Origin of the sequence: Pedobacter immunditicola (assembly GCF_037482985.1) — a bacterium.
GTDB classification, from domain to species: domain Bacteria; phylum Bacteroidota; class Bacteroidia; order Sphingobacteriales; family Sphingobacteriaceae; genus Pedobacter; species Pedobacter immunditicola.
Genome location: NZ_JBBHKC010000011.1, coordinates 19,241 through 35,469, shown reverse-complemented (window position 1 = coordinate 35,469; position 16,229 = coordinate 19,241). Strand labels below are relative to the sequence as shown.

Genomic DNA, 16,229 nt, shown 5'->3' with positions numbered 1-16,229 from the left:
ATTAGGAGCCTGAGCCACTGAACAAATCTTCGTTGTTATGTTCTTATAAATTATTAAAAAAAATTAATAATTAATTCTATGTTATTAAAAAATAATTTATATTCGTTCCGACCAATCAAAACCTATGTATTACCTGAAATGTCTGCTGGCAGTTATCGTGTTGACCACCACGATTGCCAACGCACAAGAAAAAATTGCTACCGATCTGCTAATTGTTGGTGGTGGAGCCAGTGGAACAACGGCGGCTATCCAAGCGTCACGTATGGGCGTAAAAACGATTGTAGTAGAAGAAACAGAATGGCTTGGAGGCATGTTAACTTCGGCAGGAGTTTCTGCCATTGATGGCAATCACCAGCTTCCGTCTGGTCTTTGGGCGGAATTCAGACAGAAACTTTATGACTATTATGGTGGGCCGACCGCAGTAGAAACAGGTTGGGTTAGCAACACCTTATTTGAGCCGTCGGTTGGTAACAAGATATTGAAGGAACTCGCAACACATCAACAGCTTAATATTTGGTACAAATCCAAATGGAGTCGTGTTGAGCGGCATGGTGATAAATGGCGCGTGTACGTGACCAGGAACTCGAAGCAGTATGTCATTGAGTGTAAAATACTTCTGGATGCCACTGAACTGGGTGATGTGATGGCCGCTGCTGGTGCCAAATATACAATCGGGATGGACAGCAGGGACCAGACCGGCGAAGAGTATGCACCTGAAAAAGCAAACAACATCATTCAGGATCTTACTTATGTAGTGGTGCTTAAGGATTATGGAAAAAATGTGGATAAAACGATCCCTAAACCCAAAGGGTATGATCCTTCCGTTTTCGAGCATAGTTGTGATGTTGCTGATCCTGCTTCAAATGATGCTACACCAATCATTGACTGTTCTAAAATGATCACCTATGGGAAACTGCCCAATAATAAGTATATGATCAACTGGCCAAAGAACGGTAATGATATTTATCTGAATATCATTGAAATGGGCACCGAAAAACGGTTGGAAACGCTTAAGGAAGCAAAACTTCATACCCTGCGCTTCGTCTATTATTTGCAGACAGCTATGGGATTTAAAAATCTGGGCATTGCGGATGACGAATTTCCAACGAAGGATAAATTGCCTATGATTCCCTATCACCGTGAATCAAGGCGCGTAAACGCACTTACATCCCTGACACTTCCGTATGTATCGAAACCTTATGAGCAAATACATGCTTATTACCGTACAGGGGTTGTGGTAGGCGACTATACCATAGACCATCATCATTTAAAAAACCCTGAAGCACCAGCTATAGATTTTGTGAAAATTAAGGTGCCAGCTTACAATGTGCCATTGGGTTCTTTAATTTCAAACTCGGTTAAGGGACTGGTTGTTGCAGAGAAAAGTATCGGTGTATCTAACATTGTTGCCGGTGCAACCAGGTTGCAGCCTGTCGTTCTAGGCATCGGCCAGGCAGCAGGTGCTTTGGCAGCCATAGCCATTCAAAAATCTATCGATCCTGAAAACGTAAACGTCAGGGATGTACAAACGGCATTATTAAACAGCAATGCCTATCTGATGCCGTTCATCGATGTGAAACCGCAGGACAGTAATTTCAAAGCAATTCAGCGCATAGGAACCACTGGGATTTTGAAAGGTACCGGTATATCTTATAAATGGGCCAACCAAATGTGGTTCTATCCACACCATTTCATTAGTGAAGCAGATTTTGTATCCGGCATGAGACTTTATTATCCTCAATTGGCAGATTTGGCTGCTTCGGGTAAAGACCTCGACATCGGATTTTTTAATGAGGTGCTTGCTAAAGCAGGTAGTCCAAAAGACAGATCAACCATCTTAAAGGACTTACATCAACTTCAGGAAGAGAACAACCAAACTAAAAGCAACACCATAAAAAGAGGGGAATTAGCGGTGCTGCTGGATAGATACCTTCATCCATTTGACCGGCAGATCGATTTTAATGGTGATTTACTAGAATCAAACAATCCTAAAATAAACAAATAACCAATTATGATGAAATTCTTTACCAAAAAAGAAAAGCATCCCTGGATAGTATTATCTATGATGTTTTGTATGCTATGTTCTAGCATCGCTGGCTTTGCGCAGTCCAGAATCATTACAGGAACAGTAACCGACAACAGCAGGACTGGTGTTCCTGGTGTTTCTGTAAGAGTGGTGAACTCCGACAAAAGAACAGTAACCAATGCTGAAGGTAAATTTTCGCTGTCGCTTGATGCAGGCAAACAAACCCTGGTATTTTCTTATATCGGGTATGAAACTCAAGAAGTAACAACCACTGGACCAAATGTTAATGTTGTTTTAAAAGAGTCGAATTCACAGCTCAGCGAAGTCATTGTAGTGGGGTATGGAACCCAGAAAAAATCTAACGTAATTGGCTCTGTGGCACAGATCACCAGCGCAGATTTAAAACAGGCGCCAACAATGAATATTACCAACATGTTAGCCGGTCGTTTACCTGGTATCACTACATTGCAACAGTCGGGCCGTCCAGGAGCGGATGACGCGACGATTCGTGTGAGAGGTACTTCTACCTATTCAGGTGGCCAGGGCCCAACGGTGATTGTTGATGGTGTGGAAAGACCTTTCTCTCAACTGGATCCTAACGAAATTGAAAGTATCTCTGTTCTGAAAGATGCATTATCAGCTGCTGTGTATGGGCTGCAAGCTGCAAACGGTGTAATTTTGGTTACCACAAAAAGAGGGAAAGCACAAGCACCAAAAGTATCGTATGACGGGGCTTTAACTGTCAACTCCAATACCAGATTCCCCGAGTTTTTAAATGGTCCCGACTATATGGATTGGTTTTCCAGAGCCGAGACCCTGGATAATGATTACAGAATGAATACCAATCAGGATCCTGTACCACTCACCTATAATCAGGGACAGATTGATGCCCTAAATAATGGCACCAATACAAATCCACTTTTTGGTAATACAGATTGGGTGGGTGAATTGTTAGGCAAATCCAGTAAATCACAAAGCCACAGTGTAACTGTTCGTGGTGGCAGTGAAAAAGTCAAGTATTTTTCTAACGTTGGTTACCTGGATCAGGATGGAATTGTAGCTAATACAGGCTTCAAACGTTATAATCTTAGGACCAATGTTGATGCAGAGTTAAACAGTGTGCTTTCTGTGTCCCTTGACCTGGGAGGAAGATTGCAACGTACCAATACACCCGGTATCTCACCTGACAATACATCTTACATGAATCCCTTTTATCAGGCGGTAAGAACGTTGCCGAATATGCCGATGTATGCAGAAAATGGATTACCTACTGCTTATAACAGTAATGCTGGTTATGTTAATCCTCTTGCATCTGTAAATCAATCCGGTTACCAGAATGGTGAAACAACTGCTTTTCAGAGTACTTTAACGGTAAATATTAAAGTGCCCTGGATAGATGGTTTAAGTGCAAAAGTATTATCCTCCTTTGATAAAAACGCTACGGAGAACAAAGGTTGGACAACACCATATGCTTTGATGGGAAGAGGACGTGGACAGACGACCGGTAATTTTACCATGGTGGCTAACCCTCCGGGAATAACTGTAAATACGCTGAGACAAAGTTATTCTCAGAACAACAGGTTGTCATTTCAACCAAGTTTGAACTATAACAGAACATTTAAAGACCATAGTTTAACAGTACTTGCATTATATGAATGGTCTAAGTATAAAAATAATCTATTCTCAACCGGTGCCAGGAACTTTGCTATAGGTGAGTTACAAGATATTAATTTTGGTAGCAACGCCACTCAAGATTTTATAAGCCCTACGGGTTCGAGCGGCGAAACAGCCAGACAAGGATATGTAGGAAGATTCAACTACAGTTATAAAGGAAAATATTTGTTTGAAGCTGCTTTACGTGCGGATGCTTCCATTAATTTTCCTGAAGAAGGCCGATGGGGCTACTTTCCAGGTGCAGGTTTAGGGTGGATTGCCAGTGAAGAAGGTTTCTTTAGTGGCCTAAAAGAAACCGTAACCTTCTTGAAACTAAAGGCTTCTCATGGGGTACTTGGTAAAGACGGTACACCAACAGCTTTTGCCTACCTCCCTAGCTTCGGGTTAACAGACAGCCCTGTCGCGATCATTGGTGGAGTGCCTGTTTCAGCATTATATACATTAAGTCCTCCTAACAGAGATATCACCTGGGAACGCCACCATGTGACAAACATCGGACTTGAGACTGAATTGTGGAACGGAAAATTAGGCATAGATGTAGACTTTTTCTATAAAGTTGTCACCAATATCTTAACTGGTAGAGGCTCATTGTATCCCGCATCGATTGGTGGTTATTATCCTTCTTCATTTAACGACGGAATTACCGACAATAGAGGTGTGGACCTGCAAATCAGGCACAGAAATAACATTGGCAAGTTTAATTATTCGGTTACGGGTAATTTCAACTGGGCAAGAAACAAGGTTATTAAAATTAATGAAAATCAGAATCTTCCGGCCTGGCAAAAAACAACGGGTAATCCTATCGGACAGAAAATGGGCTTTGTGGTCGACGGCTTTTATCAAAATTGGGAAGAAGCAAGAAATGGTTCTTCACCGAGTAGTGGTTTTATAGCACCAGGATTCTTTAAGTATAAAGACCTGAATGGCGATGGCCGCATCACCCGCGATGCTGATATGACTTTTGTAGGTAGAAGTAATTTACCGGAAATTATGTACGGACTTAACCTTCAGGCCGACTTTGCGGGTTTCGACTTTTCAGCTTTATTCCAGGGAGCAGCACTTTCAAGTATTGCCTTAGGAGGTGTATATGAGGGGTCTTCTGGTACTTCAGGCATTGAGGATAATAGTCCTTTTACCAAAACTTTCTATGGGTATGGCAACTCGCCTTACTACCTGGTACAACAATCATGGACGCCTGATAATCCAAATGCCACCTATCCGAGGTTGACATCTGGTGGTGTCGCACTCTCTCCGCACAACGCAAATGCAAACTCGGGTTTCATTGTTAACAATGGTTATCTCAGATTGAAAAGTGTGCAGCTTGGTTATACACTTCCAAAGAGTGCATTTAACAATAAGATCGAAAGGGTTCGCTTTTATGTATCAGGATATAACCTTTTCACCTGGGATAAACTAAAGTACCTCGATCCCGAAATGCCGAATGTAAATAATGGATTTTATCCACAACAGAAAATGATTTCTGGTGGAATTAACGTAACATTTTAATCTGCAGCAATGAAATTTCAAATAAAACTAATAAAAAAATCTTTCCTGATGGTGGGTGCTGTTTTAGCGCTGACTGGCTGTAAAGTAGATGTGGACCCGCTCGACAGGTACACAGATGTTGCCGTATACCAAAACCCTGCAAACGTACGGTTGTATATACTTGGAATGTACAATGAGTTTAATATTTTTAAGTTTGGGACTTTTCCTATTGGTTATGACAATGCAACAGATGCCCTGACTGATCTCATGAAATATACTTCAGGTGTTTCTGGAAATGGAACCGTAAATATCCTTGCAACGGATGCATCAAGGGTAAGTGCTGCAGGCCCACAGTTGAACTATTGGGGGACTGGTTATGCCCGTATCAGGAGACTTAATGAATTTCTGGAAGGCTTAGATAAACAAGCGCAAGGTCTTGATGAAAATTCCAAAAGGATGTTTGAAGCTGAAGCACGTTTCATACGTGGATATGTATACTTCTGGCTGGTCAAACTTCATGGAAGTGTGGTACTATTAGATAAACTTACGGCTGAAAAAGACAATCCCCGGGCAAGTGAAGATGATTGCTGGAACTTTATTGCAGCTGATTTTGCTTTTGCGGCTCAGTATCTTCCAAAAACATGGGATGCCACCAATTCTGGCAGGGCTACCAAGGGGGCGGCCTACGGGATGTTAGCGCGTACATGGTTATACGCCGCTTCCATTGCTGAATATGATAAGAAACAGTTCAATACTGATGAACTTACGGGAGTTCCGGCTGCTAAAGCCACTGAGTATTATACGAATGCATCCCATGCTGCTGAAGAGGTGAAGAAACTTGCTGCAGAGGGCTTATATGAACTTGAAGCTGATTTTGCATCGATTTTCACGAAGAAAACGACAAAGGAAGCGATATTTAAGATCGACTACCAGCGACCGCAGTTAACCCATCAATATGACCTTGGTTTTGCACCGCCAAAGGATGCTCCTGGTCAGGTATTGGTATATGGCGTACCTACGGCAGAATTGGTTAACGAATTTGAAATGGCCGATGGTTCGAAGTTCTCTTGGGCAAATTCGACCATGGCTGCTAATCCCTATGCTAACCGGGAAAGCCGCTTCAATGCAACGATCCTTCATAATGGATCCTCATGGAAGGGCAGAACATTGAATACCACTACTGGCGATGTTGTTGAAGGGATAATAGAATATGGTGCCTCCAGCGATCCGAAGCGAACAGTTAGCGGCTACTATGCTAAGAAATTTCTTGATCAGCTTAACACTAATATGGTTGTGAATAAAAGTGACCAAAGTTGGATAGAAATGCGTTTTGCCGAAATTTTGCTGATTGATGCGGAAGCGAAAACAAAAATCAACGATATCACTGGCGCTAAAGCTTCATTGAACGCACTCAGAGCGAAAAGAGGGCTTCCTAATACACCTTCCCAAAGCCCGGCCGAGATGATGGTCGCTATTGAGCATGAGCGCATTGTTGAACTGGCCTTTGAAGGGCATCGGTATTGGGACTTAAGAAGGTGGAGAAAGGCGCATATCGTGTTAAATAACAAACGTTTTACAGGCCACAGAGGTGTGCCAAGTGGGGCTTCGACTTCTTACTCTACTATTTCTGTTGATAATGCAAATCGCCAGTTTACACCTGCCTTATATTATATCCCGATTCCACTGGATGAAACTCTTAGAAATAACGCAATAACTCAAATCAAAGGATGGTAGTATTAATTCATCACCTTAAATTTTAATATGAAAAATTTATCATTAGTATATCTATTCATCGTGTCCCTTTGCCTCTCTTTGGGCGCTTGCAAAAAAGCGGACGAGGCGGTGCGAAACACCAGTAGCGAACTGGCCGACATTTATGGCACACTCGAAGGTATGGGCAGCAGTCGCCTGTTTGAGCCTCGATTTAGTGCAAATAAGGATACCATTTATTTTGATATTCCTTATTATTATCCTGTAGATTCTGAGCATGAGGTGGATCTTTCCAAAATCATTCTTCGGTCAACTGTTCCTTCTGATGCCATCGTGACACCCGCACTCGGAACCATACAGGACGTGTCGAAACCCTTCGTTCTTAATATTACCTCAGGATCAGGCGATACAAAATCTTATGTCGTTGTGTCCAAAAAAATTGGTGACGTATCTGTAACTAGCGCTAATGTGGTTATTCAAAATGGCACAGGTAGTCAGCAAATTGAAGCGGTAATTAAAGGAGCAGAAATTCTGTTTTATATTTTGCCTGGCACTGATGTTTCTTCAGTGAAGCTAAACCTTCAAATTAACAATCATTCCAACAGTTCAATCCCCAATGGCACAACGATTAACCTGAGCCAAAGTGTTCCCTTAACTATTACTGGGGTCGATGGCGTTAAAAAAACATATGCATTGATCGCCACTGAGCCTGTGAAGCTTGATTATGGTGTCGGAATTAATCGTAGAATATGGCTTAAAACAGCAGCAGAACTTGGCTTTACAGCCAATATGGAAACTTCCTTAGCCGTGACAGGAGATTACCTGGTAACTGTAGTTAGGACTAATCCAGCAGCCTACAGAGTGTATAACCGACATACTGGTGCTTACATTAAAAATCTGGCCTTGCCATTTAGTGCACTTGCATTCCAGGTCGTTAACGATGCTTCTGGTAACCTTATCGGTACCACATACGGTGCTAAAAACGGTAAATTTATTGCTTACAAATGGAGTAATATTGATGCAACTCCTGTAAAATTGTTCGACTGGACCAACAATAATCCAGCCGGTATCACTGGCGATGGGGGAGTTGGAAGGCGCTTAAATATCTATGGTGACGTTGAAAAAGATGCGGTGATCATGTCTGCTGCAGGTCAGTCTGCGGTGATCTATAAATGGAGAATTGTAAACGGAACACTGGTAAGCAATACACCGGAAATCATTAACTACAAGTCTTTAGTCGGCGGAGCAGCTACATTTATGGGCTACAATGCAGATGCACAGCCTACTTCAACCGCTGCAAATACCAACTATTTCATCAATTACCAGTTCGAAATAGGTCATGTAAACGGGGTCAGTCACGAACGTACCATTGGTTTCGCAAATGAAGCGGCAGTGTTCGGAATATTCCACTTTGCCACCGATTATATAGAATTTAACGGTGCGAAATACTTGGCTGTACAAAAATTTGTGAAAAGTTATAGTTACAATAATGCAGTTCTTGGTCTGTTCGATGTAACCGAGAGTTCAAAAATCAACCTTTCTGCCACAGATCCACGTTATTCAACCTTCAATATTTACAATTCCGAAGAGTTTTTGGGTGCTACCACCAACGGCAACGGTACAGGAGATGTTTGTGTTGCATTATCAGCTGATAAAGAAAGAATGCAGGTATATATGCTTCTCACAAACGGAGGTATCATGGCGCATGAATTCACTAAGTACACCCCTTAGCATTAAGACTATAAAACCGTCGTAAGCTTACTACTTATGATGGTTTTATCAACTTTTAAAAAATAGACTCATGAAAAATATAATATATACACTATTTGTGTTCCTTCTTGCTGGCCCGATTTTCTTGTCGGCCTGCAAGAAATCAAACGTTGAGGATCCAACTGGTCCCGTAGAACCGCCTATTTTAATTGACACCACCACGCGCAGAGGGGAGGCAATTGCCTGGGTGGATGCACGCTCAAATGTTTTTGGAACTTATGGCCGTTTCAATGATACGGCAAAAATCAGTCTCACGCTGGACACTTTAAAGAGTGTTGGCGTAACAGGTCTGGTATTGGATGTGAAAATGTCTACCGGATATACGATGTATCCAAGTGAATATTCAACTCAGGTGACGTCAATGGATGGGAAGACATTTACGCCCGGTGTGGATTATGTTGGTTTCATGATCGCGGCGGCAAAGAAACGAAACCTGAAAGTATACGCCTCCATTATCACGTTTGTGGAAGGTTCTGCTAATAAGGGGAAAGTCTATGAAGACCCTATCTGGCGTGATCAGTACCAGTCGGTGGTCATGAATGAAAGCGGCAAGCGTGTGCCAATTGTTTCCACTGGTAAAAATGGTTTCGTTAATCCTGCTATTCCACAAGTGCAGGAAAGGGCTCTAAACATAATCAAAGAGATCCTGACTAAGTATGAGGTAGACGGTTTGATCCTTGATTATGCCCGTTATACTGACATAAATGCCGATTTTTCTGATTTCAGTAAGAATGATTTTATAAAATTTCTTGAACAGAAGTATGGCGATTCTGAAGCGAAAAGAATGAGCTTTCCTTCAGACATCGTAACGAGCTGGAAAGTGGTGAGTGGACAAGTTGTACCAAATGCAACTGGAAAATATTATAAACGCTGGCTGTTATATAGGGCTACCGTTATTCATGACTTTTTCGTCAAAGCAAAGGCTGCAGTAAAAAGCGTAAAGCCAGCTGCTAAGTTTGGAGTGTATGTCGGTGCATGGTATACTACCTATTACCAGGTTGGCGTAAACTGGGCAAGTCAGGAGTTTGATCCTTTTAATGATACCGAACTTCGCTTTGACTGGTCATATCCGGATTACAACAAAACGGGCTATGCCGAACAGCTGGACCTATTGATGACGGGGAACTATTTTACACAACTGATGATTAAAGACAATCCGGCAAGTGCCAATTTAGCTTATCATTGGTGGAGTGTTGAAGGGTCTTTAAAGGGGACCAAGTATATCACCAAGAATAAAATGCCCTTATATGGCAGTATCGATATGGGGAATGTAGATTGGCCAGACCAGCAGTCAATTAGCAAAACTATACAATACATCAAGTCAAATGCTTCAGGAGGCGTGATGTTATTCGATGTTGTTCATGTCTACGCCCCACAATATAACCGTTTGAAACAACCACTTTGGAATGCGCTAAGAGAGGGCTTGAAGAAATAGGACAATGAAATCATGTAATTTTTATATTAAAAAATGGAGTTAAGTCTACTTGATATTGGAATCATTCTGGCATATGTTGTCGGTATTGTTGCACTGGGTATATACATAGCCAGGCAGTCAAACAATGATCTGGACTCTTATTTCCTCGGTGGGAATAAGATGAAATGGTATTACCTCGGCGTGAGTAATGCGTCGGGGATGTTTGACATATCTGGGACAATGTGGACAGTGAGCATCTTGTTCGTGTACGGTTTAAAGAGTGTATGGCTACCCTGGCTCTGGCCAGTATGGAATCAGGTCTTTATTTTTGTTTACCTCGCCATATGGATGCGGAGATCCGGTGTAATGACTGGAGCGCAATGGATGACATTCAGGTTTGGAAATGGCAGGGGGGCGAAACTTTCACAGATTATCATTGTCATTTTTGCGGTGATCAGTGTGATCGGGTTTATTGCATATTTCTTTGAAGGCATCGGTAAATATTGTACGGCGATTCTTCCATGGGATTTAAGTGCCAATATTGGCGGTTACCAGTTAAGTTCTGAGCATGCCTACGCACTGATTATTTGCACGCTTACTACTGCTTATACTGTAAAGGGGGGCATGTACAGTGTTGTAGCAACTGAGGTTATACAATTTGTCATTATGACCATTTCCTGTTTCGCGATAGGGTATATCGCCTATACCAGTGTTACCGCTGAACAGGTAATGGCAGCGGTACCAGAAGGTTGGGGCGACATGCTTTTTAGTTGGAAACTCGACCTCGACTGGAGTTCTACCCAACTACCCAATGTGAACAATAAAATCGAAAGCGACGGATTTGGATTTTTTGGCTTGCTGTTTATGATGATGCTCTTCAAAGGTATTTTCGCATCAATCGCTGGCCCTGTGCCGAGTTATGATATGCAGCGGGTATTAGCAGCACGCACACCATCGGATGCCGCAAAAATGAGTATTAGTAGTATTTTTGTTATGTATATTCCACGCTATCTAATGGTCGCTTCTTTTGCTGTTCTTGGCTTAGTATACCTTGGTCCGGAGATGGGATTAATGGGCGAAAACATTGATTTTGAAAAGGTGTTGCCTTTAGCGATCAACCGATTTGTTCCAGTAGGATTAAAAGGACTTCTGCTTGCAGGTTTTCTAGCTGCATTTATGGGTACATTTTCAGCATTCGTCAACGCAGCACCTGCTTACATTGTGAATGATATCTATAAAAAATACATTAATCCCCATGCTTCCAATGCAAAATACATCCAGTTAAGTGTAATCTCTTCAATTGTGCTGGTGGTTATTGGTATCATTTTCGGATTTAATGCTTCATCTTTAACTAAGCTTACTTTATGGCTTACATCCGCCCTTTATGGCGGGTATGTAGCTGCAAACTTGCTCAAGTGGGTGTGGTGGCGTTTTACAGGCACTGGTTATTTTTGGGGAATGCTCTTTGGGCTGATCGCTTCAACTGTCAAGTTGTTTTTCTTTCCGGATATTGTAGACATTTATATTTTTCCGGTTATCCTGCTTTTTTCTGCTATTGGTTGTATTATGGGCACTTACATGGCACCGTTAGATAATCGGGAGGCAGTAAAAGAGTTTTATAGAAAAACACGTCCATGGGGGTTTTGGGGCCCGATTAAGCGTGAGGTAATGATGGAAAATCCTTCGTTTAAACCAAATAAAGACCTGGGCCGTGATATGTTCAATATCGTAGTAGGAATTGTCTGGCAGATGGCACAAGTAGTTATTCCAATCTATTTTATGATCAGGGAAAATACATCGATGGTAATATGGTGCGCAGTTTTGATTTTTACAAGTTTCCTTCTAAAGAAATACTGGTGGAACAGACTGCCTGAAGCGGATGAAAACTTTTAAACGATTAGATTTAATGATGAAAACGAAATATGCCTTGTTGGCGCTCGTCAGCTTGCCATTAATGCTGTCTGCTCAAGATAAACATAGCACCGATACCAGTTATGCAAATGGATATTATGTTAAAAGACTTGATTACTTCAAACAGCTTCCTCCACAAAAAAATGCCATTGTATTTTTAGGGAACAGCATTACAGAAGTAGGCGACTGGCAGGAAGTGACTGCCATGCCAGGTGTAATTAATCGTGGAATAAGTGGAGATAACTCATTTGGGATTTTTCACAGGCTTGATGAGATTTTAATGCTAAAACCATCAAAAATTTTCCTGGTTATTGGTGTCAATGATATCAAACGAGGAACGCCTTTGACAGTCATTGCTGAGAATTATGAGCGGATCATTCTTAAAATAAGGAAACACGCACCGAAGTCAAAATTGTACTTGCAAACAATACTTCCAGTGAATGAACCTATGCTTGCTGCCATTTATGACAATATCAGAAACCATAAAATTATCAGTCTGAATGAATTGCTTAAAGATTTGTCTGAAAAGTACAAGTTGCCCTATGTAGACCTTTACAAGGATGTGTTTGTTGATAAGAATGGTCAATTGATTAAAGAACTCTCTACAGACGGTCTGCACCTGCAACCTCTAGCATATATGTTATGGGCGGATTATTTAAAACAAAAAAAATATTTATAAAATGAAAATTAAAACCATTGGCGGGGTACTGGCTATTACCGGTTTGTTATCGGCTGGTGTAGTTCAGGCCCAAAAAGTAAAAATTGATAGTAGCTATAATAACACCTATTATAAGGGTAGAATGGAACTTTTTTCTACACTGCCGCAAATTAAGAAGTCAATAGTCTTTCTGGGAAATAGCATCACCGAACGCGGGATGTGGCATGAGCTCCTACCAGGAAAATTGATTGTAAACAGGGGGATTGGCGGTGACAATACTTTCGGTGTTCTCGCCAGAATAAGGCCCATCATTGCGAGCCAACCTCAAAAGGTGTTTCTTTTAATCGGAATCAATGATATCGGAAGAGGGCTGCCCGTAGAGGTGATTGCGGATAACTATGAAGAAATTATTCAGCGTTTCCAAAAAGGTTCACCAAAAACAACTTTATACGTGCAAAGTGTGCTGCCTATGAATGAAGATATACTCAGTGCTGCATATCTTAAAAACAAGGGACATCTTGTTATAGAACTCAATACGAAGTTAAAGGCGCTTGCTGCAAAATATGACTTAAACTACCTTAATATCTATGATGTGTTCAATGAAGGTAACAATAAGCTAAAGCCTGAATTTACGATAGACGGAATACATCTTAAGCCGGCCGCCTATGCAGTTTGGGTAGAGTACTTAAAAACAAACAAGTATTTATGAAAATTACAGGAACTTTTCTAGACGAAATTTCCCACGATATTCCGCATCAGAACTGGGGTGCGGAAGAGTGGGATAATGATTTCGCCCATATGAAATCTGTCGGCATTGACACGGTCATTATGATTAGAAGCGGCTATAGGAAATTTCTTACTTATCCATCTGTCTATCTGAAGAATAAGTACGGATGTTACCAACCATCAGTAGATCTTGTAGAACTCTTTTTACAGCTTTCCGATAAACATGGCTTAAAGTTCTTCTTTGGCTTGTACGATAGTGGTGAATACTGGGACACCGGAAATCTTCAGCATGAGATTGATGCCAACCGCTATGTAATTGATGAGGTATGGCAAAAGTACGGAAGCTACAAAAGCTTCGGCGGCTGGTACCTCAGCATGGAAATTAGCAGAAAGACCAAAGGTGCTATTGATGCCTTTAGAACCCTGGGGATGCAATGTAAAGAGGTAAGCGGTGGTTTGCCGACTTTGATTTCACCATGGATAGATGGCAAGAAAGCTGTCATGGCTGCATCAGCGCAGCTCACTAAACAAGATGCCGTTTCTATCAGGGAGCATGAACGGGAGTGGGGAGAGATTTTCGACGGAATTAGTGGAGCAATAGATGCTGTTGCCTTCCAGGATGGCCATATCGACTATCATGAACTGGATGACTTTTTTGCAGTCAACAAACGGATGGCTGATCAATACAGTTTACAGTGCTGGACAAACGCAGAGAGCTTTGATAGGGATATGCCCATTAAATTCCTGCCCATCAAATTCGAAAAGTTGAGACTGAAATTGGAAGCGGCACAAAGGGCTGGATATGATAAGGCGATTACGTTTGAGTTTTCTCACTTCATGAGCCCTCAGTCATCCTACCTTCAGGCAGGACATTTATTCAACAGATATAAGGAATACATAAAAGGCTAATAATTTGAATGCAGAAATGAAGAAATACAGTAAAATTTATGAGCAGGAACTTAGGGAGAATATCATGCCCTTTTGGATGGAACATTCGAAAGATGAAGTTGACGGAGGTTATTTCAATTGCCTCGACCGGTTTGGAAATGTTTTCGATACAGATAAGTTCATGTGGTTGCAGGGTAGGGAGGTTTGGACTTTTGCTACTTTTTACCACAAATGGGAAGCGCGAACTGAATGGTTAGAAATGGCCAAGCATGGAGCTGAATTCATGGAGCGCTATGGCCGCGATAGTGAGGGAAACTGGTATTTTTCGCTAAATAAACAGGGAAGGCCTATTGTTCAACCTTATAACATCTTTTCTGATTGCTTTGCATGCATGGCCTTCGCCGCACTCTATAAAGCGGATGCCAATCAAAAATATGCGACTCTGGCTGTATCAACTTTTCATAACATTCTAAAAAGGCGCGAAAATCCTAAAGGGAAATACAGCAAAGCAGTCCCAGGTACAAGGGACCTGAAAAACTTTGCTTTGCCGATGATTCTGAGTAATCTGGCCCTGGAAATGGAACATCTCGTCGATAAAACACTGGTCGATAACCTGCTTAAAGACGTCATCCATGAAGTGATGGAAGTGTTTTATCATGCCGAAAGCGGATTGATCCTTGAAAATGTGAACCTTGATGGTTCTTTTTCGGACTCCTTCGAAGGAAGATTGTTAAACCCTGGACATGCAATTGAAGCCATGTGGTTTATGATGGATCTGGGCGTGCGTATAAAAGATCAGAAACTGGTTGAAAGAGCAACTACTATAGCCTTAAACAGTTTAAACCATGGATGGGATGAAGAGTACGGCGGGATCTATTATTTTATGGACATTAAAAATAAGCCCGTGCAGCAACTTGAATGGGATCAAAAGCTTTGGTGGGTACACCTCGAGGCATTGGTTTGTATGGCAAAGGGCTATGCGCTAACAGGAAATGTAGCCTGCGAGATATGGTTTGAAAAACTACACGAGTATACCTGGCAACATTTTAAAGATGCGGAATATGGGGAATGGTATGGTTATTTGAACAGGCAGGGCGAGGTGCTGTTACCGCTGAAGGGCGGGAAGTGGAAATGTTGTTTCCATGTGCCCCGTGCACTTTTTCAAGTGTACCAAACACTACAGGATGTAAAAGAAAAGGCGTCGATCGCTTTATAAAATCAAATAAAAGGTTGTATCGTTGACAAAATGATACAACCTTTTATTTTCACTGTTAAGCTATTGCCAAAACCCAAGTCTAAAAAACTACAGTTCTCCTCGTAATTTCAATTCATGAAAGTTTTCCAGTTTTTGAAGCAGTCTGATCAAATCCATTTTTTCATGATACGACAGTGGTTCTGTTACATTTATGGAAGCTTTTTTAATATTCTGCATGCTTTCAGTTAAAAGCTGCGTTCCTTTTGCAGTAATTTGAATCATTCTGTTGCGTTTATCGCTATCCGTTGCAGACTGTTCAACTAAACCACTGTTGATTAATCTATTAATAATTTGTATCCCTGCAGATTTTTCATGTACATTTAATTTAATCAATGCGGTTTTAGTCATACTTCCGTAGGACACCAAGCTAATTAAATAGATAAAATCATCGGGTGTAGAAAATGAGGTGTTTGCAATTGCGGCCTTTGCGTGTAGTTTTGCATACCTATACAAATGCACCAACGAGGTGTTGATTACACTCTCAGCCGAACGTCCCTTTGATTTTCCTTCCCATTCAGGTTCAATAATCGTGGAATGTCCTTGTTTCTGGTGATATTCGTTTAGCCATTGTACGAATAAATGTACATCCTGACCGTTATGATTAGATTCTTTGTCATAAACTTTTACCAGAGTCACCAAGTCGGTAATTAATTCGTAATACATCAGCTAAGTTTTATTTATACGCAAATATACAATTTAGTACTAATTTGTA

The 16,229-nt window shown here is 41.4% G+C and carries 11 protein-coding genes; 10 read left to right on the top strand and 1 reads right to left on the bottom strand.

Translation table 11 applies throughout. The features are described 5' to 3' along the window. The first annotated feature begins 124 nt into the window (after positions 1-124). The 10 genes from WG905_RS17560 (at position 125) to WG905_RS17515 (ending at position 15,478) form a co-directional block, all read left to right on the top strand. Positions 125-2,005 carry an FAD-dependent oxidoreductase gene (locus WG905_RS17560; protein WP_339593062.1) on the top strand — a complete coding sequence of 627 codons (1,881 nt, stop codon included), beginning with the start codon at positions 125-127 and terminating at the stop codon, positions 2,003-2,005. A 6-nt stretch (positions 2,006-2,011) separates the two neighbouring features. Next, complete coding sequence (locus tag WG905_RS17555) at positions 2,012-5,206, top strand: SusC/RagA family TonB-linked outer membrane protein (protein WP_339593061.1); 3,195 nt, start codon at positions 2,012-2,014, stop codon at positions 5,204-5,206. 9 nt (positions 5,207-5,215) lie between these two features. Next, entirely contained in the window at positions 5,216-6,919 is a 1,704-nt protein-coding gene (locus WG905_RS17550; protein ID WP_339593060.1) for a RagB/SusD family nutrient uptake outer membrane protein, read from the top strand. 27 nt (positions 6,920-6,946) lie between these two features. Further along, positions 6,947-8,626, top strand: a complete 1,680-nt coding sequence (locus tag WG905_RS17545) for a DUF5018 domain-containing protein (protein WP_339593059.1) — start codon at positions 6,947-6,949, stop codon at positions 8,624-8,626. Positions 8,627-8,696: 70 nt separating this feature from the next. Then, positions 8,697-10,100 (top strand): family 10 glycosylhydrolase, encoded by a 1,404-nt coding sequence (locus WG905_RS17540; RefSeq protein ID WP_339593058.1) that lies wholly within the window; start codon positions 8,697-8,699, stop codon positions 10,098-10,100. A 33-nt stretch (positions 10,101-10,133) separates the two neighbouring features. Next, positions 10,134-11,972, top strand: a complete 1,839-nt coding sequence (locus WG905_RS17535) for a sodium:solute symporter family protein (RefSeq protein WP_339593057.1) — start codon at positions 10,134-10,136, stop codon at positions 11,970-11,972. Positions 11,973-11,985: 13 nt separating this feature from the next. Further along, a complete protein-coding gene (locus WG905_RS17530; protein WP_339593056.1) occupies positions 11,986-12,669 on the top strand; it encodes a GDSL-type esterase/lipase family protein in 684 nt (227 codons plus the stop codon). Position 12,670: 1 nt separating this feature from the next. Continuing rightward, on the top strand, positions 12,671-13,357 hold the full coding sequence (locus tag WG905_RS17525) for a GDSL-type esterase/lipase family protein (protein ID WP_339593055.1): 687 nt from the start codon (positions 12,671-12,673) through the stop codon (positions 13,355-13,357). Beyond that, positions 13,354-14,283, top strand: a complete 930-nt coding sequence (locus WG905_RS17520) for a DUF4434 domain-containing protein (protein ID WP_339593054.1) — start codon at positions 13,354-13,356, stop codon at positions 14,281-14,283. The genes WG905_RS17525 and WG905_RS17520 overlap by 4 nt, the downstream gene beginning before the upstream one ends. 16 nt (positions 14,284-14,299) lie before the next feature. Then, positions 14,300-15,478: a n-acyl-d-glucosamine 2-epimerase gene (locus WG905_RS17515; protein WP_339593053.1), complete on the top strand. Its 1,179-nt coding sequence runs from the start codon at positions 14,300-14,302 to the stop codon at positions 15,476-15,478. Between the two features lie 87 nt (positions 15,479-15,565). On the opposite strand, the gene WG905_RS17510 is transcribed toward WG905_RS17515, so the two are convergent. Then, a complete protein-coding gene (locus WG905_RS17510; protein ID WP_339593052.1) occupies positions 15,566-16,180 on the bottom strand; it encodes a MarR family winged helix-turn-helix transcriptional regulator in 615 nt (204 codons plus the stop codon). Between the last annotated feature and the right edge of the window lie 49 nt (positions 16,181-16,229).

Bases quoted from the DNA above. Each gene is read 5' to 3' on its own strand.
- WG905_RS17560 (WP_339593062.1), top strand. From the start codon at position 125: ATGTATTACCTGAAATGTCTGCTGGCAGTTATCGTGTTGACCACCACG.
- WG905_RS17555 (WP_339593061.1), top strand. From the start codon at position 2,012: ATGATGAAATTCTTTACCAAAAAAGAAAAGCATCCCTGGATAGTATTA.
- WG905_RS17550 (WP_339593060.1), top strand. From the start codon at position 5,216: ATGAAATTTCAAATAAAACTAATAAAAAAATCTTTCCTGATGGTGGGT.
- WG905_RS17545 (WP_339593059.1), top strand. From the start codon at position 6,947: ATGAAAAATTTATCATTAGTATATCTATTCATCGTGTCCCTTTGCCTC.
- WG905_RS17540 (WP_339593058.1), top strand. From the start codon at position 8,697: ATGAAAAATATAATATATACACTATTTGTGTTCCTTCTTGCTGGCCCG.
- WG905_RS17535 (WP_339593057.1), top strand. From the start codon at position 10,134: ATGGAGTTAAGTCTACTTGATATTGGAATCATTCTGGCATATGTTGTC.
- WG905_RS17530 (WP_339593056.1), top strand. From the start codon at position 11,986: ATGATGAAAACGAAATATGCCTTGTTGGCGCTCGTCAGCTTGCCATTA.
- WG905_RS17525 (WP_339593055.1), top strand. From the start codon at position 12,671: ATGAAAATTAAAACCATTGGCGGGGTACTGGCTATTACCGGTTTGTTA.
- WG905_RS17520 (WP_339593054.1), top strand. From the start codon at position 13,354: ATGAAAATTACAGGAACTTTTCTAGACGAAATTTCCCACGATATTCCG.
- WG905_RS17515 (WP_339593053.1), top strand. From the start codon at position 14,300: ATGAAGAAATACAGTAAAATTTATGAGCAGGAACTTAGGGAGAATATC.
- WG905_RS17510 (WP_339593052.1), bottom strand. From the start codon at position 16,180: ATGTATTACGAATTAATTACCGACTTGGTGACTCTGGTAAAAGTTTAT.